This window comes from Mucilaginibacter sp. PAMC 26640, assembly GCA_001596135.1.
Classification (GTDB): domain Bacteria; phylum Bacteroidota; class Bacteroidia; order Sphingobacteriales; family Sphingobacteriaceae; genus Mucilaginibacter.
Map to the genome: position 1 here is coordinate 2,761,639 of CP014773.1, position 21,549 is coordinate 2,783,187.

Sequence of the window (21,549 nt, forward strand, 5' to 3'; positions counted from 1 at the left end):
GTTGTTTGGATTTATTTCTACAGTTGCGTTCGAACAATCAGATCATGCTATCGGCGAGCAGTCTGGCAGGGTTAACGTGTTTACTTTTGATTGTAATTAGTTTACTTATTATCAACTGTTTATGAAAGGTTAATATTAAATTAGGTTAAGTTGTTAATCCTGTTGTCGGTTTAATATGATATTATATTGCTCCGGACGGCCAGAGGTGCAGCCACGGGCTGGACCCATATTCAGGAAAATGTTTATATTTATCCCGGGCTCAATGCAAGCCGAAATTCACATCCGTTATTTGCAACAATGGCCAAAATTGGTTTAGTTACCGTTTTATTTAAAAGCGACGATGTTTTAAAGGATTTTCTGGAGAGCTTGTCGATCCAGTCGTTTAAAGATTACCACCTCTACATTATTGATAACTCTGTAAGTGCCGGCACGGACAGCTTATTAAGCGTGCTATTAAAGCAATACCCTATTCCGGCATACACCCATATTAAGAATGAAGGGAACGCCGGTGTGGCTGCTGCCAATAACCAGGGTATGCGCTTAAGCATGCAGCAGGGTGACGATTTTGTTTTGTTGTTGAATAATGATATTGCCTTTTCGCAATCGTTCCTGTTGGAGCGGCTGGTGGGGTATGCTGCGGAGCGAAAGGAGGACATGGTGATCCCCAAAATACTTTATTACGGCACCCGGAAGATCTGGCTGGCCGGAGGTGAGTTTATCCATTGGAAAGGCACTTCTATCACGATAGGCGATAAGGAGGAGGATGCGGAGATCTATAACCGGGAACATTATTTCGATTATGCACCAACCTGTTTTATGCTGTTGAGCCGAAAGGTGATAGCAGCAGTTGGCTATATGGATGAGGCCTATTTTGTGTATTATGATGACAATGACTACGTGATGCGGGCCATTCGTAAAGGCTTCAGGATATTTTACATGCCGGATATCGAGGTGTTCCACAAGGTCTCATTCAGCACGGGTGGCTCGGAATCTTTGTTCTCCATTTATTACCTCAACCGTAACCGCATCTACTTTATCCGTAAGTTTTATAAGTTCCCTATCCGGCAGATCGCATTAGGGCAGATGATCCTCAGCAAGTTCATCCGGTATGTGTTCTATTACAATAAAGATAGAAAGCAACAATTGGCCAGGGCGGTGAAAGAAGGCTTTTCGATCACAGTGCCAGGCAAATAATTTCCGCCATAGTTAACATTTTGTTCCCCTTCAGGGGCAGGGAGCTAAAATAATCCGTTGATCTCGCGCTCAATTTTTTCTACAATGCTGGCCATATCTTCCGTGTTGTTAGCAAAATCAAGGTTGTCTTTATCGAGCACCAGCAGTTTACCCAGCTTATAACCTTTTATCCACTTGTCGTATTTCTCGTTAAGTTTAGAAAGGTAATCTATCCGGATACCAATCTCATATTCCCGGCCCCGACGCTGAATATTATTGACCAGGGTGGGAACCGATGCTTTCAGATAAACCAGCAAATCCGGCGGTTTGATGAACTCGGTGATGTTATCGAACATGGCCTCATAATTTTCATAATCGCGGGTAGTCATCAGTCCCATATCATGAAGGTTTTCCGCAAAGATGTAGGCATCCTCGTAAATGGTACGGTCCTGGATAATGTTGCGGCCGCTGCGCTGAATTTCCACAATCTGGCGGTATCGGCTATTTAAGAAATAGATCTGGAGGTTAAAGCTCCACCGTTTCATTTCGCTATAAAAATCTTCCAGATAGGGGTTATTATCCACCGCCTCGTACAGGGGTTCCCATCCGTAATTTTTCGCCAGCATCTCGGTAAGTGTAGTTTTACCAGCGCCAATATTTCCTACAATAGCTATGTGCATGTGATATTTTGTCTGAATCAGAATTTTCCGAATTTACAGAATTAGCAGAATGTTTTGTGAAGCCTTGCCTGAATTCTGAAAATTTTCTAATTCTGAAAATTCCGAATCAGACTTCCGACCTTTAAAACTTCCTGAAACCAATAATTTCCCTTATTTCCCTAATGGTTTTTTGTGCGCTTTCGCGGGCTTTGGCGGCACCATAAATGGCAACCTGCCTCAGATATGGGGCATCATTGGCAATATCATTTATCTTTTCGCGAATAGGGGTAGTAGCGATGATCATGTCTTCTGCCAGCTGCTTTTTCAGATCTCCGTAACGGATAGCCATGGTGTTATACAGGTTGTCGAAATGAACCAGCGTATCGGGTGCTGATACCACTTTCATCAAATCGAACAGATTCTGGATCTCCTGTGGTTTGGTTTGGTTTTCTTCGGTTGGCCCGCCATCGCTAACAGCGCGCATTACTTTTTTACGGATAACTTCCGGCGAATCTGAAAGGAAGATGGCATTGCCTTCACTTTCGCTTTTGCCCATTTTGCCTTTACCGTCTAACCCGGGGATCTTTATCAAACTTTCGCCCATGCTAAAAGCATAAGGCTCTGGGAAATACTCGTTGTTGTACAGTCTGTTGAAGCGGTTGCCAAACGTTCGCGCCATTTCCAAATGTTGCTCCTGGTCTTTGCCCACGGGCACCTTGGTTGCCTTGTGGATCAGGATATCGGCAGCCATCAGCACAGGGTAGGTCAACAGACCCGCATTTACGTTATCGGGATTCGCGCGTACTTTATCTTTAAAGGACGTACTGCGTTCCAATTCGCCCATGTAGGCATTCATGTTGAGGTACAGGTACAATTCGGCAATTTCGGGTACATCACTCTGTACGTAAATAGTAGCTTTCTCCGGGTCGATGCCGGCGGCTAAGTACTCCACCAAAACCTGTTTTACCGCACCGTGCAGATTGGCGGGGGTAGGGTGGGTAGTTAGGGAATGCAGATCGGCAATAAAAAAATAGCAGTTATATTCACTCTGCATTTTTACGAAATTTTGTATAGCTCCGTAATAATTACCCAGGTGCAGATTTCCGGTAGATCTGATACCACTAACAACAGTTTCCATATAGGGGGCGAAAGTAAGGATTTTTTATATTTTTGATGCGGATGAAAATGATATTGAGAAAACTGCACCTGTACCTTTATGTGTTTAGTGTTGCGTTCTCATATGCCGTACTTTACCCTTTTTTTTACTTCTTTTCGCGTAAAACATCGCGATATAAATATATGAATGCCCTTCGGCGGGTTTGGGGCTTCATTAGTTCTTTGTTAGTGGGGATTATCTACAGGTTTGATATCGAGCAGCCTATCGACTGGAGTAAAACCTATATTATTTGCCCAAACCATACCTCCAACCTTGATATTACAGCCATGAGCATCTTTGTTAAAACCAATGATTGCTGTTTTATGGGCAAGCAGGAACTGGCTGATTTTTTTGTGACGGCCCTTTTTTTCCGCACAGTTGATGTTCCGGTTGACCGGCAGAGTAAAATAGCTTCTTTCCGGGCGTTTAAAAAGGTAATGGAACGTTTGGCAAGCGGCGTTACCACTATCATTTTTCCGGAGGCTACTATCCAGGATGTCTACCCACCGCAATTAAAAGATTTTAAAAACGGGCCGTTTCGTATGGCTATCGAATTGAAGGTCCCTATTATTCCAGTTACTTCCCTCAATACCTGGAAAGTTTTATGGGACGATGGATTAAAATACGGCTCTAAGCCAGGGATATGTAATATATTTGTACATAAGCCGATTGAGACGGCACACTTAACCCTTGATGATGCCGATGCCCTGCGTGATGAAGTGCACGCCATCATCAGCCAAAAATTAGCAGAACATGACCATTGATGAGCAAACAGTTGATAAAATAGCCCATTTGGCCCGCCTGGAACTCAACGCCGGCGAAAAGGCGGAAATGATAGTTGATATGAACAAAATCCTCGGCTTTATGGATAAGCTGAACGAGGTGGATACTACCGGTGTAGAACCATTGGTGTACATGACTGATGAACCCAATACCCTGCGCGAAGACGTAGTTAAGCAACTCATTACTACCGAAGAAGCGCTTGAAAATGCTCCGGAGCACGATGGTAGTCATTTTTTGGTGGCGAAGGTGATCAAGTAACTCCTTTTTAAAATTTCTCTTTTTGGGAAGGCTCAAAAGCAGGTCAAGGCATATTTCTTATATTTAATAAGATTTGTAAATTTGTTATTATGACTACACTCACTGTAAATATAAATAATAAAAAATCTGAGAAAGCCGTCAAGGCTGTTTTGGATGCCTTGGGTTTAGATTATAGTCTCCAGACCAATAAAGACGAAACCCGGCCTTTGAATAGAGCAGAGCAGCGTGTCTATAAAAATTTAAAAAGCTCACTTGAGGATATAAAGAAACATCAACGTGGCGAAATTGAATTGAAAGACGCAAGCAAATTACTTGATGAATTATAGGATAGTAGCAACCCCGGATTTTGACCGGGAACTTAAGAAAATTGTAAAAAAACATAAAGGAATTAAGGCTGATCTCGCCAAGCTTATAAATTTGTTAAAAACAGAACCCACTATGGGCGATGATCTCGGCGGGAATCTTTACAAAATCCGACTTTCAATTGCAAATACCAATAAAGGAAAATCAGGTGGTGCACGAGTAATTACATTCGTTGTTTTTGTTGAAGAAGTAGTATACCTGGCAGATATATATTTAAAAAGTGATGTAGATACCGTTGACGTAAAAGTTATCAATCAACATTTGAAAAATGATGGATTAAGATAGTTTCTTTCATGTAATCTTTTCTACCTTCCTAATGTAACATTTCTTACCTCCTTACTGTCAAAGTAACAAAAACGGATGATACCACTTACCAAGACTAAGGAAGAGCCTTTAATAACGATAAAAGACATCGGCCGCAAATATGTTATCGGCTCGGAAATTATCCATGCCATTAAATCGGTATCGCTTATCATTAATAAAGGTGAATTTGTTGCATTGATGGGGCCTTCCGGTTCGGGCAAATCCACTCTTATGAACATCCTTGGCTGTTTGGATACGCCCACTAAAGGTGAATATATCCTCAACGGTATCAACGTAAGCCACATGACGGATAATGAACTGGCCGAAGTGCGTAATTCTGAGATCGGTTTCGTTTTCCAAACCTTTAACCTTTTACCACGCAACAGTGCGCTGGATAATGTGGCCCTGCCGCTGGTTTATGCCGGCATTAGCAAGGAGAAAAGACAGGCACGCGCCAAAGCCGCTTTAGAAAATGTGGGTTTGGGTAACCGTACCGATCACCGCCCTAACGAGCTATCCGGCGGGCAGCGCCAGCGTGTGGCTGTAGCCCGGGCGCTGATCAATGATCCATCCATCATACTGGCCGATGAGCCGACAGGTAACCTGGATACCAAAACCTCTATAGAAATTATGGGCCTGATGGAAGATATCCACGCCAAAGGCAACACCATCATATTAGTTACGCACGAGGAAGATATTGCCATGCATGCTCACCGTATTGTGCGCATGCGCGACGGCCTGGTAGAGAATGATTATGTTAATACGAATATCCAAACCGTACGCCAGCACAGCGCCGCTGCAGGCATCAATTTGGAGAAGTAACGCAACGATATAGCACACGGTATAATAAGGCCATAGCCTCACGGATGGAAAATTTAACAACCGGCACGTTTTATGGCCAAACAAATACAACCATTCACCTGGATTTTGCAACACTTACCGATACTGAGTATACGCATGACAAGGTTGACTGGCACTACCATGATAACGCTTACTTCACGTTTATTTTGGATGGCCGGGTAACCGAGGGAAATAAAAAAGAAGTATACAATTGCACGCCAGGTAGCTTGCTTTTCCATAACTGGCAGGAAGCGCATTACAATATCAAACCAAAAGGCTTTACGCGCGGCTTCCATATTGAGCTGAAAGAAGACTGGTTTAAGCAGATGCCACTGAAATACCAAAACCTACAAGGCAGTTTTGCCGTTACAAATCCCGATATTATATTCCTGTTTTACCATCTCTTTAAGGAATCAAAAATAAATGACAACTTAACTTCATTATGTGCCGAAACATTTCTGTTAAAGGCTTTGGCGCAAATGCATGAGGAGCAAATACCAGCAAGAGGCGCATCTCCCTTGTGGGTCAATGAGTTGCGATCTGTGCTTAACGATGACGTTGGCCATAAATTCACGCTTACCCAACTGGCAACGCTGCTAAATATTCATCCCGCGCATTTATCCAGGGATTTCTCCAAATACTTCCATTGTAATTTAGGCGAATACATCCGCAAGCTTCGGGTGCAAAAGGCGCTTACTTTACTGCCGGATAAAGACCGCTCGTTAACAGGTATTGCCCTGGAATGCGGTTTTGCAGATCAAAGCCATTTCCTGCGCTGCTTCAAAAGCTTTAATGAGGGCAATCCTTCATTGTATCGTAAGCTTTTAATTAACGCATGTTAATTCTGTTCTATTTTGCCGTTTGGCGTTAGTGCATCTTTGCTTTTCGAAATCAAATAAGAAAATGCATCTCCATAAAATAAAATACTTTTTACTAGCCTTAGCTATTTTTTGCCGTTTTACCGTAACTGCACAAACAACCGATATTGTAAAAGCTAACCCGGTTACCTCCCCAATAGAAATGGAAAACGTTGGCCGCATCGTTTTTATGCCGGATACTATTCCGCTTGCGCAAACGCGGCAATCGGACGTGTTAAAGGAATTTGTTCTTCAGCCGCAAAATAACCTCAGCATGCGCGCTTTCCTGGGCAACTCTTTAACAAATATTCAGCACCAGATGAATCCGGCACTTACCGTAGCGCAGCTTAATGAGGGTAATTTTCAGTTCGCTTTTTATGTGGATGATCAGCTGATCTATAAAGAGAACCTGCACAAAGGTGCCGGGTATGCTTATTTAAAAAATAGCCGTACGGTACTAACCATTAAACTCATCAGTAACCTGCACGAGGATATGTGGAGCCGGTATTTGTTCAGCCGTTTTATGATGCGGGGCGGAGAAGATGCTTTTACAACAGGCACCCATAAATTGCGGGTAGAGCTACGGCCCTACATTTCCATCCCCGAGGTGAAGGTTGGGGAGATCATAGCCAGCGGCGAAATCAAAGTAATTATGCCGGCAGTGAGCGCGGCCCGGGCCGGTATCCAGGCGATCAAACCTAATAGTGGCTGGCAGGTATCAGCAGAGCCATATAATACGAAGTTGATTACGCAAATGAACACCAGTATAGCTCAAAATAAGTTTAAAAACATCAGCAGTATCGTGGTGATTAAAAACGGAAAGCTGCTGATTGAGGAGTACTTTAACGGTGAGGGGCGCGATACCCTGCATGATCCGCGGTCGGTGGGAAAAACTTTTGCCGGTGCGGTAATGGGGATAGCGATAAAAGATGGTTTCATTAAATCGGAACAGCAAACCCTTGGTGAGTTTTATAACCTTAAAAACTACCAGAACTACTCGCCAAAAAAGGATAGTGTGACACTTAAAAGCCTGCTTACCATGAGTTCAGTATTTGATGCAAACGATAACGATGACGATTCGCCTGGCAATGAAAATAATATGTATCCCACGCCTAATTGGGTAAAGTTTGCACTTGACTTGAAAATAGACAGTAATAAAAAAGCCTATGGCGCATGGAACTACTTTACAGCAGGGATCGTAGTGCTTGGAGATATTCTGAATCAAAAAGTAACGGGCGGACTAGAGAAATATGCTGATGCCAAACTATTTAAGCCCCTAGGCATTACCAAATATCAATGGCCCTATACACCACAGCACGTAGCCGGTACAGCCGGGGGCCTCAAATTGCGTGCTTTGGATTTTGCCAAATTTGGTCAATTGTATAAGAACGAGGGCATTTGGAACGGCAGACAGATCATCCCGAAAAGCTGGGTGCAACAATCATTCACTAAGCATATGGCACTGCCTGCAGATGTGGTTGGCCCAGGTTTTTATGGTTATCTTTTCTGGAATAAAATTTACACAGTTAGTGGTAAAGATTACGAAACCTGGTATTGCACCGGCAATGGTGGCAATAAGATCTTCATTTTTAAAGATCAACCACTGGTGGTAGTTATCACCGCTAAAGCCTATAACGAAGCTTACGCGCACCCGCAAGCAGACAAAATAATGCAGAATTATATTCTTCCGGCAGTGGTAAATTGATCATTTTTAAATATTTTATATCCCGGGCTTCTTTGCGGTCGCAATCAAATTAACGTCAACTAGTTCAAGCGCCTTCACCATATGCTGTACGGTTTCCTTATACTTTTTGAAGTGTGGGGTTTCTATATGTAATTTGTAAGCAGCTGTATCTGCATAAATTTCAAGAATAGTTATGTGTGATGCGTTATTTTTATCGGCAACTGCATAATAGGTAAGTACACCTGGTTCCAATTTAACGGCGGTTGTCATTTGTTCCTTTAAAGCAGCATTATACTTATCCAGTTGTAACGGATCTATTTGAATTTTGGCAATCCTAACCATTTGTTCTTTTTGCTGCGCCATAACGGTTTGATTTGAAAAGATTGTTAATATGAAAGAGGTTGTCGCCAAGATGAACATTAATACGCTACCCGGGGACTTACATTTAGTTGTTATTTTCATTTTGTGTTTGATAATTGTTTTTACAATGCCGCTAACCTGCTAATAAATTCTGCCAGGTACACCGCCCGCTCCGGCGATATGGGCTTTTTGTTACCGATTATTAAAGTGTGGTTTACAATTTCAATCACGAAATCGTCTTCCCGGATATCCATCACAGCGTTACGGAAATGGCGATCCATACAGGCAACTGCCTTAGCATGATCGTTTACTAAAACATAAAATGTATCGCTAAATGCCTTATCTTCTTTAAAATCCAGTTCTATGGGGTGGATCAGTTCACCAATTTTATCCAACATCGTTTCCGGGCGAATCTTGACGCGACCAAAATCCTGTTTCAGGTAGGCAAGTGCCCAGGTTTGGTATTCGTAATGATCGGTTATTTTACCTTCATGCGCTTTTTTAGTGTGCGTATCTGCAAACAGCATGTAGCAATCACTTTTATTGTTCTTGATTACGTAAGATCCCAGCAGGTTGTAATCATGATATTGGTTAAAGGCATCAAAATCTTCCAGGTGAAAGTTGATATGCCCGGTTAGCTGCACGTTGAAATGTGCCCGCAGTTCATTATAAGTTAAAAGAAACCTTTCTAAAGCTTCGGTAGTGAGCCCTTTAGTATCAAATAGAAAATCGCCCATTGGTGTGGTTTAAAACAGGCTAAATATAGCAATAGGTTTTATAACTATTGGTGTAAAACACCATCCTGCACCCACCACCATTGCCATTTGCCACCGCTTGCTTTTCCCAGCTTAAATTTTGCAAGGTCAAAATGACCCGCGCCTTCATCAGTACCCTGGATCTCGTAAACTTTTATCGCTTTATGGTTCAGGTTAAAAGTAAGGGGCTTACCAGGCACCAATACTTCCGGTTGTTTTTTGCTGGCAGGGATCAAAAAGTAAGCTTTACTACTACCGAATACCGTCGCCTCTCCGCGCTCATCCATGCAAACAGCTGTACGTTCATCAGCAGCTATGCCTTTAGCGGTTATCTGCCAGTCTTTGGCTATACGGCTTAAAAATACTACGTGGCGGCCCTGCCGGTTACGTGTAACATAATGCTGGTCTGTTATTACGTTTTGGAGAAATGGGGCCTGCAGAAAGTCGTTATCGTAGAGTGTAACCAGTTTATGGTAAGGATTAGCGAGGGCAGTATCTGCCGTGAGGCTGGCGATTTCGCCGCTATAGTAAAAGCCACCTAAAATGGCGCAACCTGCGCTGGTACCGCCAACAGGGACATGCTTTTTGTTGAGCAGGTAATTGATGGCCTCCATGGTTTTGGTGCCCTTCCAATACTTCATGTAATTGCTTTGGTCGCCGCCGGCAATAAAAAGCATTTCGGCGTTACGGATGATGTTCGCCACGGTATCATTATTAGCCAGCTCGCGCGAATCGATCTTCAGCGTTTCCACCGAGTTGACTTTACCAAGATGGTAGATGTAGGGGTTATAGGCAGCCGTACCCGATGCCCTGATGATCACTACATCGCCGCCACCGCTAAGTTTGATCATCCATTTAAAGGCAGCATCCACATCCTTGCCGCCGCCCATCATTACAATACCGGCGGTAGTTGATGTATTTAAATCAGCCGAATCGCCGATGATGCCGAGGGAGGCGGGCCTATTGGAATACAGTTTGGTAGTATCGGTTTTTAAGGCGCCGAAGGAAAGGGTGTTTAGCGTCAATACGTGAATGATAAAAACGGAGCGGAAGAGAGTGTAAAACATTTTGATCAGTGATATCTTTTGGCCATAAACGAATGTTTGAATTTAGTGTATAAATTCTTAGATTTATTGTAAATCAATACATTGCCATTATTTGGAGGCAAAATTAGCGTAAAGTTATTGAAGCAAGTAGGGATATAAATATGATGGCTGCATAAAGGGTTATTTATTAAATAAACAGGTAAAGATTTACTTCCCAAAGCGATGGAAAAGAAGAACTAATGGCACTGCTCCTACCAAAACTTAATTCAATCTTTAGAAAAGAACATAATCATCTGTTTATTCCATGTTAATAGTTGTCAACAAATCTATGCTACACTACGCACATGAATTTTATCAAATAAATATTTCGAAAGGTATTAAAGTCATGATTTTATCATGGGTTTTAACTTTATTTTTTTCGCTAAACAGCTTTGCCAGGAATGCGGTAGTGCACATTACTATTAAAAATTTACGAGGCTCTGCTTTGTTATACGACCCGCAATTCCGTTACGATTTGTCAAAACGAACACAATTGCTAAAATTAGATGCTGATCAATCGGTAACATATACCATGTTTCTTGATCATCCCGACTATTTGATCTTGTTATTTTCTGAGAAACTCTCCAAATATAGCCTGTTTCTTTGTCCAGGCGATGAGCTTTTTTTATCAGCAGATATGAGTGCAAAAAATGACAATATCAAAGTGACAGGAAAAGGTAGCAACAATAATCAACCCGAAATTTTTGCGTTGATTAATATGGATGTAAAATCGTTTGATAACGACACAGATCCGAACCGTGTTATTACCGCTATTAACAGGCGATTTTTAGTAAATAAATCTATATTGTTAGATTATATTAGAGTATATAAACCATCACCGGAGTTTATAAAAGCGGCAAATTACAATCTGCAATACTTTGCTCCTATGGCCTTTTATGAATCGAGCCACAATAATGTTTTCGGTAAACCTTATGCGCAAAAGGTGAAATGGAAAAATATTCAGGACAGTCTATTTTCCAACGCCCGAATTAATAATGGTAGTGCGTTAACTGCATATAATTATACCAGGTTAGTTGATGACTTTTTGTTGAGAGGAGAGTTGTCCGATCTGATGGATGAATACCGAACCAACCCTAAATTATTCTTTAAAAAATGGTTTCATACCGATCAAATTCATGGTAAGGAGCTTTTTAATTATGCGCAGGTAGGAATGCTAAATAAATTTATCATTGACAAATATTTTACCGGGACAACAGCCGAATATAGTTTTGGTCAGGCAATAAAATATTTATTTAATAAAGCAGATTATTCATCTGCCGCTTTTTTGTTTGATCATTTTAAAAAGAAATTCCCGGCAAACGTATATATCGAGAGATTTAGCCCTCAGATGACTGAAGTGTACAGCAAGCAAAAACAGGTATTTAACCATAAAACCGTTTTTGTTTCAGATAATGGCGCAAAGCTAAATACGCTTAATGAAGTTATTGCGTTAAACAAAAGTAAAGCTGTTTTTATAGATATGTGGGGCACTTGGTGTGGCCCCTGCAGAGAAGAAATTCAGAAAAATGCATCCAGCCTAAGAGCCCATTTTCAAGGTAAGGATGTAGTCTTTTTGTATATCGCTAATATGGACTCAGGACGGGAAAGAGAGTGGAAAAAACAAATTGCCTTTTTCAATATTGAGGGGAAGCATATATTAGCCAATGCCAATTTAACAAAAGATATTATGAGAAAAGTTGTGGCTACCGGATATCCAACATACATAATTATTAAAAAAGATGGCAGCTACAAACAAACCATCACAAAATACCCGGTAAATTTAAATATCTTGATAAAAGAAATTGAAACTGCGTCGAATAACAAGTAAGGATCTCTTTGGTAAGTAACAGCGTGCTAATTATTTTGTTATACCTTATAGTTATTAGATTCGTTTTAGGAGTCTAATAACTATACGGTGCCATCTTCCCGCAACTGCACATGCAATTATTGTCGCTGCTGCCTAGCTTCTTTAAAAAGAACTGATAAAAACCAATGCGATCGTTCATGCTATAATTGTCGCCTTTGTTGCACTCCAGGGATCCGTTTACAATCATGATAGTCATTCCGAAGCCGGGTATACGGCCGGCTGCTTTGTCCCTGGTATTTGGCTGCCATTTGCCTATCATCACATCATGTGCAGATGGTTTGTGCGTTTCTGGTGTCATCCAAAAATAAATGGCAGTTTTAAACGATACTACGGGGTCGGTTTCTACCAACGCCGGGTTATCCAGCAGGATGTGTTTGTTACCGAAGATACAGTCTGAAGCATAGCCATAATTGCCATTGTAACTTAGTTGCATAGGCCCGCGGCCATAATATTTCTGGCCCTTAACCGATGGGTATTCATCGCTGTCGCTGGTATATTCCAGGCTGGTGTTCTCCTCATGCAACGCCATCAGTCCGTCTGTGTAGCTGCCATTCATTCCGTGGCGGGTTTCGTGAGCGATGTGTGCAAAAAAGGCCGCCAGCTCGCGCTTATTGGTAAGGGCATCTTTTTCGGTGCAAAAGCCGCCATAATCTACTGTGTAGACACTATCGCCTTTATCCTTCGCCCATTGCTCGTTCCAATCGCCATCCTGGCGCACCGTGGTAGCCTTTCCTGTACGTTTATCCGTACGAATGAACTGGTATACCGAAACCGCCCTGCGCGTTACCTTCACTTTTATTTGCGCCAGTTCATCCACCGCTTTGATAAAAGCTTTGTAGGTATAGAATTTATTACGCTCGGGGAACAAGTCGTTAAACTCCTTTTCGGTTAAAAATTTGCTGAATGATGGGGCAGGTGCAGGCGCGGCTGAAACGGCGGGAGCCGTTTTAACGCCATTGCCGCCGCAGCTAAAACTTAAGAGGGATATGGTGCATAAACTGGCAATAGCCATTTTTGCCGTTGATTTAATAAGTTTCATGATGGCTGAACGATATATTTCTGATTTAAACACGATCTGCAAGTTTAAGTTTAAATTCGCTTTACTATTAACCGTAAAACGCACAAAGAATTGCTAACCGTTTATGATACAAAGGTCACAAAGTTTTTTATGATCCTGCCAAAACAATAAAATCTTTGTGCGCTTTGTGATTTTTCTTTGTGTTCTTTGTGGTTGAATTATCGGCTAACTACATGAAGATATATACCAAAACCGGAGACAAAGGCTACACCTCATTAATAGGAGGTACCCGGGTGCCTAAACATCACCTTCGCATTGAGAGCTATGGCACCGTTGATGAATTGAACAGCTACATTGGTTTGATTCGCGATCAGTCGATAAATATACATCATCAGGATATTTTAAAAGAGATCCAGGACAGGTTGTTTACCATAGGATCATCGCTGGCGGCAGATCCGGAAAAGTCGCGGATGGCTATTCCCGACCTCACCATCGCTGATATACAATTGCTGGAACAGGAAATTGACCTGATGAACGAATCTTTGCCCGAATTGCGACATTTTATTTTGCCAGGCGGAAGTAATTTTATATCTTACTGCCATATAGCGCGATGTGTTTGTCGCAGGGCCGAAAGGATTACGGTTCACCTTGCTGAAGAAAGTTTTGTCGAGCCGAATGTGACAGTGTATTTAAACAGGCTTAGCGACTATCTTTTTACACTGGCCCGAAAGGTGGCTCAGGACGATAAGGTGACTGAAAATCAATGGATCCCGAGGTTATAAAAAAATTACATTAAATAGTAATAATCAATTTAAAAATATAATACTTTTGCGAAAAAGGAAATTTACCCAATTAATATAAAAACATGTATTGGACACTTGAACTAGCATCGCATTTAGAAGATGCGCCATGGCCGGCAACTAAAGATGAGTTAATTGATTACGCTATACGTTCCGGAGCGCCGGTAGAGGTGATAGAAAACCTGCAGGCACTTGAAGATGATGGTGAGCCATATGAGAATATTGAGGAAATCTGGCCGGACTACCCGACTAAGGATGACTTCTTCTTTAATGAAGACGAATATTAATTGTATTAAACCATAAGTTAATGTAAGAGCTCCCTTAATAGGGAGCTTTTTTTTTAACCCTTTTTGGAATGATTTTGGTATGGCAAAGGTGTAAACATTTATTTATTACTTAAACACATACTAAAAACACAACATTATGAGAGGCTTGTTATACATCATTGCCGTTATCCTTGTTATCGGATGGGCATTCGGATTTTTTTACGCAGGTAGCGGTGGCATAATCCACATCCTATTAGTGATCGCTATTATAGCTTTAATTTTAGGTGTTATCCGCCGGGCGTAATGTTGTTTGATCAATAAAGCTCTAATACATTTAAAGTCAATGCCTTTTCTTGGAATGATCTTCGCATTGATTCAGCACAATCAACTCAAACTTTAACATTTAATCTACTAAACATGAGAAACTTATTGTACATCGTCGCCGTTATCCTTGTCATAGGATGGATCTTTGGATTTTTCGTAAACCACGCAGGCGGTTTAATCCACATTTTATTGGTAATTGCTATTATAGCGCTACTATTAGGTGTTATAAGACGAGCCTAACTCAACAAATATTAATTATTAAGCCGCTGGTATTATGCCTGCGGCTTTTTATTTATAATAGCTTCCGCAATCGCAATATCTTCAGGGAACGTGATCTTTATATTACTGTGATGCCCCTGTACAATGGTTATTTGCGCACCATTTCGCTCAACTACTGATGCATCGTCTGTAAAATAAGGGTCGAAAGTTTGCTCGTAAGCAAGCCTCAATATTTCGGACTTAAATGTTTGCGGGGTTTGTACCAGGTAAATATTATCTCTGTTCAAACTTTCCGATCTTTCTCCGAAAGTCTGCCTTACAGAATCGCGACTTTTTACGGCTACTACAGCTGAACCTTGAGTTTCTGCACAACGAAAAGCCTCGTCAATTATTGTGGGTGAGATCAAAGGTCGTACGGCGTCATGTACAGCAATTAGCACATTTTTTTCGGTAATATAGTCAATTGCGTTCTTCACTGAATGAAATCTGGTTTGGCCTCCCGCAATTAATTTATGTTTTATGACGAAATTATGTTCTTCGCACAACTGTTTCCAAAAGGAATGATAATCGGTGTGTAATACCAAAACCAGTTCAGGTTGAGCTGTGCAGGCCCTGAAAGCCTCCATTGTGTGCATAAGTACAGGTCGCCCGTTCAAAAGGATAAACTGCTTGGGCATTACCGATTGCATGCGCGTGCCGGAACCGCCGGCAACAATAACGGCGTAGGTTTTTGAGGTGAGATTTGGGATAGACGATGTGGGTTTAGAATCCATTTAGCAAGCTTGAGCGTCAAATCTAAAACAAAAAAAAGAGATACCAGCTTTTTGCAGGTATCTCCATTTTATGTGAAACTTAGTTTGTTTAATATCTAAGTCTTAGATGATCAGCATGGCATCGCCGTAACTGTAAAAGCGGTATTTCTCTTTAACTGCAACCTCATAGGCATTCATCACATGCTCGTAACCTCCAAATGCACTAACCATCATCAATAGGGTAGACTCAGGGGTATGAAAGTTAGTAATCATAGAATTCGCTATGCTGAATTCGTAAGGAGGGAAGATGAATTTGCTGGTCCAATCATTAGCAGACTTTAAAGTTTTGCCAGCTGATACAGCAGATTCTATAGTACGCATAGAAGTAGTACCTACAGCGCAAATCCGGCTTTTTCTTTCAATAGCGCGGTTTACAATTCTAGCCTGTTTTTCTTCTATAATAAATTGCTCAGAATCCATTTTGTGTTTGGTCAGATCCTCTACCTCAACCGGGCGAAAAGTACCTAAACCTACATGCAGTGTAACCTCGGCAAATTCCACACCTTTCAGTTCCAGGCGTTTCATTAGCTCGCGGCTGAAGTGCAAGCCTGCGGTAGGGGCGGCAACCGCACCTTCGTGCTTAGCGAAAATGGTTTGATAGCGCTCTTTGTCGTCGGCAGTGGCTTTGCGTTTAATATATTTTGGCAGTGGTGTTTCACCTAGGATCTCCACATTGCGGCGAAATTCCTCATCGGTACCATCAAACAAAAAGCGAATGGTGCGGCCACGTGAGGTAGTATTATCTACAACCTCAGCAATCAGCAGGTCGTCATCGCCAAAATAAAGTTTGTTACCAACGCGGATCTTACGGGCCGGATCAACCAATACATCCCAAAGACGTAACTCTTTATTTAGTTCGCGCAACAAAAACACTTCAATGGTAGCGCCTGTTTTTTCTTTATTGCCGTACATACGGGCAGGGAATACTTTGGTATTGTTAAGGATCATTACATCCTTGTCATCAAAATAATCCAGTATATCTTTGAATATTTTATGCTCAATTTTGCCCGAATCGCGGTGCAGGACCATTAAACGCGACTCATCGCGAATATCTGAAGGTGAATGCGCAATTAATGACTCTGGTAAATTGAATTTAAACTGGGATAATTTCATCTTTAATATAAGAAATTTTAGGGCGCAAATGTACGCTTTTTTTGTTTACATTAACCGATTTTTTTGCATTTCGTTTTGATTATTAGAAAAATACTTTTATGGAGAACACTGTAACTTAAGTTCTCGATAGCAGTCTAACCTTTAAATTTACCCAGGATATGCCATCGTGTAACTCCCGGAACAGCCATTTAGATCAGAATCATTATCATGATAATTTTAAAACTTATCCGCGAAAGTTTTCTCTTTGCCTATGATGCTCTTAGGCAAAACAAACTGCGTACGCTGCTTTCGCTATTGGGGGTAACGATTGGTATTTTTACGATCATTGCCGTTTTTTCCGCAGTGGATACTTTGCGTAATAACCTGCAGAAAAGCGTGAATAAATTGGGCAGCAATAGTATTTATATCCAAAAATGGCCCTGGGTGGGTGAGGATAATTTCCCCTGGTGGAAATATTTGCAAAGACCTGTACCTAAGCTGCGCGACTTTGAACAATTACAGCGCCGAAGCCAAACGGCCAAGGCTATATCCTACGAAATTGGGATAGACAATCGCACCGTTAAATATTTAAGTAATACAGTAGATGGTGCACAGATAGATGCCGTTTCGCAGGATCATGACAAAACCTGGAACTTCAATTTTGATGACGGACGCTACTTTACCGATATAGAGTCGCGTACTGGGGCGCCCGTAGCAATGATTGGTGCTGATATTGCATCAAACCTTTTTCCGGATGGTGGGGCTGTAGGTAAACAAATTAAAATAATGGGCCGGAAGGTTACCATTATCGGCGTATTTACCAAAGAAGGGAAGGATATGCTGGGCATCACAAATGATAGCCGGATCCTGCTACCCTTAAATTTTGCTAAGAATATCATCGATATTGAGAACGAAAAGTATAATCCGGAAATTGATGTAAGAGGACTTGATAACTTAAACGATTTAGAGGTAGAGAGTGAAGTTCGTGGTTTAATGCGTTCCATCAGAAGTATCCGCCCGGGTGTGGAGGATAATTTTTCGCTTAATAAATCTACTATCTTATCAAACCAGTTAGATCAGTTGTTCGGCATTGTAAATGTCGCGGGCCTTATTATCGGCGGTTTTTCCATATTGGTGGGTGGGTTCGGGATCGCCAATATCATGTTCGTATCGGTAAAAGAGCGTACTAATATTATCGGCATCCAAAAATCACTTGGCGCAAAAAACTACTTCATCCTACTTCAGTTTCTGATCGAATCTATCGTATTATGCCTCATGGGCGGTTTGATTGGTTTGCTACTGGTTTGGGGTGGCACTTTCTTGGTAAAGGCTGCGGCCGATGTTGAAGTTGTGCTCGATTTGGCCAATATCATTTTTGGGATCAGCATTTCAATAGGCATTGGTATCATATCAGGCATTGTTCCTGCATGGTTTGCCTCGAGGCTAGATCCGGTTGAGGCAATTCGCACTAACTAAGATCAGCTGCAATAAAATAGCTCACCTGTTGATTTATAAATTAAGATTACTGTCATCAGGAATGTTTGGCCTGCAGTGTTTGGAGATCTTTTCAAATAGCGATTCGGGCACAAAGGGTTTGGTAAGGTAATCGCACATGCCGTGCTCAAAGGCTTTGGCGTGCGTTTCGGGCATCGCATCAGCCGTAAAAGCAATAATAGGCGTTTCGGGGTGTTGCATTTTAATGAGGGATGCTGCTTCAAATCCATCCATAACCGGCATTTGTAGGTCCATGATAATTAGATCGTAAGACTTTTGAGACGCTTTATCCACTGCAATTTGCCCGTTCATTGCTTCATCTACATTCGCCTGCCACTTTTTAAGAAATTTGGTGGCTATCATAATGTTCATCTTGTTATCATCTACTACCAAAATATTCATACCAAATAAATTTGGCGGCAGCGGGTTATTTGCGATTTTATCTTGTTTTGCCACTGAAATATCAGCTGTTTCAAACAAAATAGAAAATGAAAACTGTGTGCCTGCGCCTAATTTGCTCGTTACCGATATTGTACTATTATACAACTCTACCAAACGTTTGGTTATGGCAAGCCCGAGGCCGGTGCCGCCATATTCGTCATTGATTACTCTTTCTTCCTGAATAAAAGGGTCAAAGATGATAGCTAAACTCTCGGGGGCGATACCAATGCCTGTATCCGTAACCTTAAATGTAAGCATACTATTATCACCAGCGGAGTGTTCTTTTTCTATCGCGATTGTAACTTTGCCCTTTTTAGTAAACTTAACAGCATTATTTACCAGGTTAATAAGAATCTGGCCCAGGCGGGTTTGATCGCCGATAACATATTGAGGAATTCCTTCAGCGGTAAGCAGTTCTATCTCCAGGTTTTTTTCAACAGCTTTTGAATAGAACGACTGCCTTACGTTTTGCACAAGATGATGGAGGTCAAATGGAGCTTTGTTTAAAACAAGTTTGCCGGCTTCTATTTTATTATAATCCAATATGTCGTTGATAATTGCCAGCAGATTTTCGCCCGAAAATTTTAATGTATTTAGATACTCTAGCTGCTCCGGGCGTGGATTTTCAGAAAGCAGCAGGTTGGTAGTGCCAATAACTGCATTCATCGGCGTGCGTATCTCATGACTCATCATAGATAAAAACTCCGATTTAAAATGCGATGAGCGTTCGGCTTGCTCCTTTGCTTTTATCAATTCCTGCCTGGCCTTTTGTTGAAGGGTAATGTCTTCCCCTACGCTGGTTGTGCTTTGTAAGCGCCCGTCGTTATCATAGCTAATGGTATTTTGCCAGCTAATTGTACGCAGGTGACCGTCGCGGCAAACAACAGGGTTAATAAAGTGAGCCTTGACCGTGTTGTTGATAAACCAACCGGTCAGCATCTCGCGTAAATCTTCGGGCAAAAAGGTGTTCATCCAGTTTAACCCGAGTATTTCGCTTTGGCTGTAGCCTAGAAGGTTAGCCAGGTATTTATTGCAAAAAGTAACATTTCCGTTAGCATCCAGCGATACCGCAGCCAGCTTGATCGTTTCCAGTACCAGCCTGAATTTATTTTCGGTAGTCTTATAAGCTATTTCTGCCTGTTTACGTTGCGTTATATCCTGCAATGTTCCAATCACCTTCCTTACCGTGCCGTCTGCGCGGTAAAGGAGTTTGCCGGTGATGATACAAATATGCTTTAACGTACCTTTTGGTGTAATCAGCCGATATTCCACCGTTGTACCTGCGGCTGAGGTAAACATGTTTTTGATCAGGCGCCTGTCGTGCGGATGGATGTATTTAATTAATGTTTTGCCGGATGATGACCTGGAAGAAACGTCATCATCAAGCTCGTAAATGGAATTTACCTCGTCGCTCCAGATGAGCTCTTTGCTGGCTGTATCGAATTTCCAGTTACCAATTTTGGCTATCGCCTGGGCCTCCAGCAATTCCATTTGGCTTAATTTTACTGCTTTTTCAGCAAGACGGGCTTCGGTTACATCTTGTACAATACCAACCACCCGTTTAAGTTTGCCTTCATCATTAAAATCAAGGTCACCGCGTAATACTTTAATGTATTTTATATTACCTTTTGGTGTGATTAGTCGGTGCTCGTGGCTGGTATCAGTAACCGATGAGATGTTGGCAAAGAATTGGCTTGTAGCGGCAAGATCGTTTGGATGCACCAGCTGCATAAAATACTCAAACTTTGATGTTCCTTCCGGGATAGCATCTACCTCCAGTAAGGCAAACAAATTGTCTGACCAGTAATTTTCCTTTGTGGTAGCATCAAACCACCAGTTGCCGGTTTTGGCTATGGCGTGCGCCTGTTGCAGCAGCTTCTCGCTTTCTGCCAGTTGATCTGCCCGTAACTTTTGCTCGGTGATATCTGAGATAGATACTGATATGCGATGGATATAGTTGCCGTCAATATCAAAAACAGGTGCTGCTTTGGCGGTAAACCATTTAGGTGGCCCATATAGAGAAGGGAAGTCAAAGGAGGAAGCTTTTCTATTTTTAATTACATAATCGTATACTTTAGCAAGAGGCTCTGCCTGTTCGGTTCCCAGTACCTCGAAAAGGTGCTTATGCAGAAATTGCTTACGTTTCAAATAGGAAGGGCTTTCCGGCCCGAACCAAACGTTCAGGCAAATGATGTTCTCATCCAATTCAAAAATGGTATCGTTTACCGAACTGATAAGCGCGTGGAGCTGTTGGCGGCTGTTCCGCAGATGTTCATCGTTCTGTGTCAATGATTCGTTCAGCGCCAGTACTTCGTTCAGCGCTTTTTTAAATTGAGCCTGGTAGGTAAGCATTACGTAGAAGGATACGTAAGCGATCAGCGTAAAAACAAAAAGCATTACAATTAGTACAGCGCCGGATATTGCTAAATGCGGTGAGGCGTAGTAGGCGGTTAGTACTACTGCCAGGTTGATCATACAAACAGCAACAAATTCCCATCGCCGTTTGCAGAATAAGGTAACGGAGATGAAAACGGTAACAGAGCTGAAAACGTAAACATGTTCGAAGCCGTTAGCGCCTAACAGAATGCCATTATTTATAATTACATAGGTTAATATGGTTAAATAGACCAGAGACTTAAAGGCAGATTTGTAATTGGTAAAAGAAAGACCGAAAGTTATAGCGCAAATAACAAAGCTTACACCGCGCAGCCATAAAGGATCATAGGAATTGTAATAGCACAAATAGTGAAGTGCGGGCGCCGCAATCGATAATCCTAACAATAGCAGCCTATGAATAGTATAGTCGTTTTCGATCAATAAAACAGCTCTGTCCTTAAATGACATTAGATAGGTTTTTTATTTGCGGCAAACAATATAGGGGTAAACGCTGTAAAAAGCATTAACAATTTTACAAAGAGTTAATTTATCTTAGCAGATATT

At 41.7% G+C, this 21,549-nt stretch carries 21 protein-coding genes; 12 read left to right on the forward strand and 9 right to left on the reverse strand.

Annotation, left to right across the window (positions count from 1 at the left end):
• Positions 1-297: 297 nt before the first annotated feature.
• Complete coding sequence (locus tag A0256_12055) at positions 298-1,194, forward strand: hypothetical protein (protein AMR32101.1); 897 nt, start codon at positions 298-300, stop codon at positions 1,192-1,194.
• A gap of 44 nt (positions 1,195-1,238) precedes the next feature.
• Here A0256_12055 and A0256_12060 read toward each other — a convergent pair whose 3' ends face one another.
• Both A0256_12060 and A0256_12065 read right to left on the reverse strand, forming a co-directional pair.
• Positions 1,239-1,853, reverse strand: coding sequence for a deoxynucleoside kinase (locus tag A0256_12060; GenBank protein ID AMR32102.1), 615 nt, complete (start codon positions 1,851-1,853; stop codon positions 1,239-1,241).
• 121 nt (positions 1,854-1,974) lie between these two features.
• Complete coding sequence (locus A0256_12065; protein AMR32103.1) at positions 1,975-2,970, reverse strand: tryptophan--tRNA ligase; 996 nt, start codon at positions 2,968-2,970, stop codon at positions 1,975-1,977.
• Between the two features lie 41 nt (positions 2,971-3,011).
• Between A0256_12065 and A0256_12070 the strand changes: the two genes are divergently transcribed.
• The 7 genes from A0256_12070 (at position 3,012) to A0256_12100 (ending at position 8,097) form a co-directional block, all read left to right on the forward strand.
• Positions 3,012-3,752, forward strand: a complete 741-nt coding sequence (locus A0256_12070; GenBank protein AMR32104.1) for an acyl-phosphate glycerol 3-phosphate acyltransferase — start codon at positions 3,012-3,014, stop codon at positions 3,750-3,752.
• On the forward strand, positions 3,742-4,029 hold the full coding sequence (locus A0256_12075) for a glutamyl-tRNA amidotransferase (GenBank protein ID AMR32105.1): 288 nt from the start codon (positions 3,742-3,744) through the stop codon (positions 4,027-4,029). The genes A0256_12070 and A0256_12075 overlap by 11 nt, the downstream gene beginning before the upstream one ends.
• An 89-nt stretch (positions 4,030-4,118) precedes the next feature.
• Entirely contained in the window at positions 4,119-4,355 is a 237-nt protein-coding gene (locus A0256_12080) for a hypothetical protein (GenBank protein ID AMR32106.1), read from the forward strand.
• Positions 4,345-4,677 carry a hypothetical protein gene (locus tag A0256_12085; protein ID AMR32107.1) on the forward strand — a complete coding sequence of 111 codons (333 nt, stop codon included), beginning with the start codon at positions 4,345-4,347 and terminating at the stop codon, positions 4,675-4,677. The genes A0256_12080 and A0256_12085 overlap by 11 nt, the downstream gene beginning before the upstream one ends.
• 75 nt (positions 4,678-4,752) lie before the next feature.
• Entirely contained in the window at positions 4,753-5,517 is a 765-nt protein-coding gene (locus A0256_12090) for a macrolide ABC transporter ATP-binding protein (GenBank protein AMR32108.1), read from the forward strand.
• Positions 5,518-5,561: 44 nt separating this feature from the next.
• On the forward strand, positions 5,562-6,377 hold the full coding sequence (locus A0256_12095; GenBank protein ID AMR32109.1) for an AraC family transcriptional regulator: 816 nt from the start codon (positions 5,562-5,564) through the stop codon (positions 6,375-6,377).
• Between the two features lie 61 nt (positions 6,378-6,438).
• Positions 6,439-8,097, forward strand: coding sequence for a serine hydrolase (locus A0256_12100; GenBank protein ID AMR32110.1), 1,659 nt, complete (start codon positions 6,439-6,441; stop codon positions 8,095-8,097).
• Between the two features lie 15 nt (positions 8,098-8,112).
• Here A0256_12100 and A0256_12105 read toward each other — a convergent pair whose 3' ends face one another.
• The 3 genes from A0256_12105 to A0256_12115 all read right to left on the reverse strand — a co-directional run bounded on the left by A0256_12105 (position 8,113) and on the right by A0256_12115 (position 10,216).
• Entirely contained in the window at positions 8,113-8,439 is a 327-nt protein-coding gene (locus A0256_12105) for a hypothetical protein (protein ID AMR32111.1), read from the reverse strand.
• Positions 8,440-8,558: 119 nt separating this feature from the next.
• Positions 8,559-9,173, reverse strand: a complete 615-nt coding sequence (locus A0256_12110; protein ID AMR32112.1) for a hypothetical protein — start codon at positions 9,171-9,173, stop codon at positions 8,559-8,561.
• Between the two features lie 44 nt (positions 9,174-9,217).
• Positions 9,218-10,216, reverse strand: coding sequence for a hypothetical protein (locus A0256_12115; protein AMR32113.1), 999 nt, complete (start codon positions 10,214-10,216; stop codon positions 9,218-9,220).
• Between the two features lie 406 nt (positions 10,217-10,622).
• Here A0256_12115 and A0256_12120 point away from each other — a divergent pair, with 406 nt between their 5' ends.
• Positions 10,623-12,104 carry a hypothetical protein gene (locus A0256_12120; protein ID AMR32114.1) on the forward strand — a complete coding sequence of 494 codons (1,482 nt, stop codon included), beginning with the start codon at positions 10,623-10,625 and terminating at the stop codon, positions 12,102-12,104.
• Between the two features lie 73 nt (positions 12,105-12,177).
• On the opposite strand, the gene A0256_12125 is transcribed toward A0256_12120, so the two are convergent.
• Entirely contained in the window at positions 12,178-13,266 is a 1,089-nt protein-coding gene (locus A0256_12125) for a hypothetical protein (protein AMR32115.1), read from the reverse strand.
• Between the two features lie 128 nt (positions 13,267-13,394).
• Between A0256_12125 and A0256_12130 the strand changes: the two genes are divergently transcribed.
• Positions 13,395-13,943, forward strand: a complete 549-nt coding sequence (locus A0256_12130) for a cob(I)yrinic acid a c-diamide adenosyltransferase (GenBank protein ID AMR32116.1) — start codon at positions 13,395-13,397, stop codon at positions 13,941-13,943.
• 83 nt (positions 13,944-14,026) lie between these two features.
• Entirely contained in the window at positions 14,027-14,248 is a 222-nt protein-coding gene (locus tag A0256_12135; GenBank protein AMR32117.1) for a hypothetical protein, read from the forward strand.
• A 575-nt stretch (positions 14,249-14,823) separates the two neighbouring features.
• Here A0256_12135 and A0256_12140 read toward each other — a convergent pair.
• Both A0256_12140 and A0256_12145 read right to left on the reverse strand, forming a co-directional pair.
• Positions 14,824-15,543 (reverse strand): 2-C-methyl-D-erythritol 4-phosphate cytidylyltransferase, encoded by a 720-nt coding sequence (locus tag A0256_12140; GenBank protein ID AMR32118.1) that lies wholly within the window; start codon positions 15,541-15,543, stop codon positions 14,824-14,826.
• A gap of 102 nt (positions 15,544-15,645) precedes the next feature.
• Positions 15,646-16,695 (reverse strand): S-adenosylmethionine:tRNA ribosyltransferase-isomerase, encoded by a 1,050-nt coding sequence (locus tag A0256_12145; GenBank protein ID AMR32119.1) that lies wholly within the window; start codon positions 16,693-16,695, stop codon positions 15,646-15,648.
• Positions 16,696-16,899: 204 nt separating this feature from the next.
• Between A0256_12145 and A0256_12150 the strand changes: the two genes are divergently transcribed.
• Complete coding sequence (locus A0256_12150; protein AMR32120.1) at positions 16,900-18,150, forward strand: ABC transporter; 1,251 nt, start codon at positions 16,900-16,902, stop codon at positions 18,148-18,150.
• A 33-nt stretch (positions 18,151-18,183) separates the two neighbouring features.
• On the opposite strand, the gene A0256_12155 is transcribed toward A0256_12150, so the two are convergent.
• Positions 18,184-21,453 (reverse strand): hypothetical protein, encoded by a 3,270-nt coding sequence (locus A0256_12155; GenBank protein AMR32121.1) that lies wholly within the window; start codon positions 21,451-21,453, stop codon positions 18,184-18,186.
• Between the last annotated feature and the right edge of the window lie 96 nt (positions 21,454-21,549).

What these genes read in the sequence shown, in the direction of transcription:
- A0256_12055 (AMR32101.1), top strand. Translation starts at nt 298, where the DNA reads ATGGCCAAAATTGGTTTAGTTACCGTTTTATTTAAAAGCGACGATGTT.
- A0256_12060 (AMR32102.1), bottom strand. Translation starts at nt 1,853, where the DNA reads ATGCACATAGCTATTGTAGGAAATATTGGCGCTGGTAAAACTACACTT.
- A0256_12065 (AMR32103.1), bottom strand. Translation starts at nt 2,970, where the DNA reads ATGGAAACTGTTGTTAGTGGTATCAGATCTACCGGAAATCTGCACCTG.
- A0256_12070 (AMR32104.1), top strand. Translation starts at nt 3,012, where the DNA reads ATGAAAATGATATTGAGAAAACTGCACCTGTACCTTTATGTGTTTAGT.
- A0256_12075 (AMR32105.1), top strand. Translation starts at nt 3,742, where the DNA reads ATGACCATTGATGAGCAAACAGTTGATAAAATAGCCCATTTGGCCCGC.
- A0256_12080 (AMR32106.1), top strand. Translation starts at nt 4,119, where the DNA reads ATGACTACACTCACTGTAAATATAAATAATAAAAAATCTGAGAAAGCC.
- A0256_12085 (AMR32107.1), top strand. Translation starts at nt 4,345, where the DNA reads ATGAATTATAGGATAGTAGCAACCCCGGATTTTGACCGGGAACTTAAG.
- A0256_12090 (AMR32108.1), top strand. Translation starts at nt 4,753, where the DNA reads ATGATACCACTTACCAAGACTAAGGAAGAGCCTTTAATAACGATAAAA.
- A0256_12095 (AMR32109.1), top strand. Translation starts at nt 5,562, where the DNA reads ATGGAAAATTTAACAACCGGCACGTTTTATGGCCAAACAAATACAACC.
- A0256_12100 (AMR32110.1), top strand. Translation starts at nt 6,439, where the DNA reads ATGCATCTCCATAAAATAAAATACTTTTTACTAGCCTTAGCTATTTTT.
- A0256_12105 (AMR32111.1), bottom strand. Translation starts at nt 8,439, where the DNA reads ATGGCGCAGCAAAAAGAACAAATGGTTAGGATTGCCAAAATTCAAATA.
- A0256_12110 (AMR32112.1), bottom strand. Translation starts at nt 9,173, where the DNA reads ATGGGCGATTTTCTATTTGATACTAAAGGGCTCACTACCGAAGCTTTA.
- A0256_12120 (AMR32114.1), top strand. Translation starts at nt 10,623, where the DNA reads ATGATTTTATCATGGGTTTTAACTTTATTTTTTTCGCTAAACAGCTTT.
- A0256_12130 (AMR32116.1), top strand. Translation starts at nt 13,395, where the DNA reads ATGAAGATATATACCAAAACCGGAGACAAAGGCTACACCTCATTAATA.
- A0256_12135 (AMR32117.1), top strand. Translation starts at nt 14,027, where the DNA reads ATGTATTGGACACTTGAACTAGCATCGCATTTAGAAGATGCGCCATGG.
- A0256_12140 (AMR32118.1), bottom strand. Translation starts at nt 15,543, where the DNA reads ATGGATTCTAAACCCACATCGTCTATCCCAAATCTCACCTCAAAAACC.
- A0256_12145 (AMR32119.1), bottom strand. Translation starts at nt 16,695, where the DNA reads ATGAAATTATCCCAGTTTAAATTCAATTTACCAGAGTCATTAATTGCG.
- A0256_12155 (AMR32121.1), bottom strand. Translation starts at nt 21,453, where the DNA reads ATGTCATTTAAGGACAGAGCTGTTTTATTGATCGAAAACGACTATACT.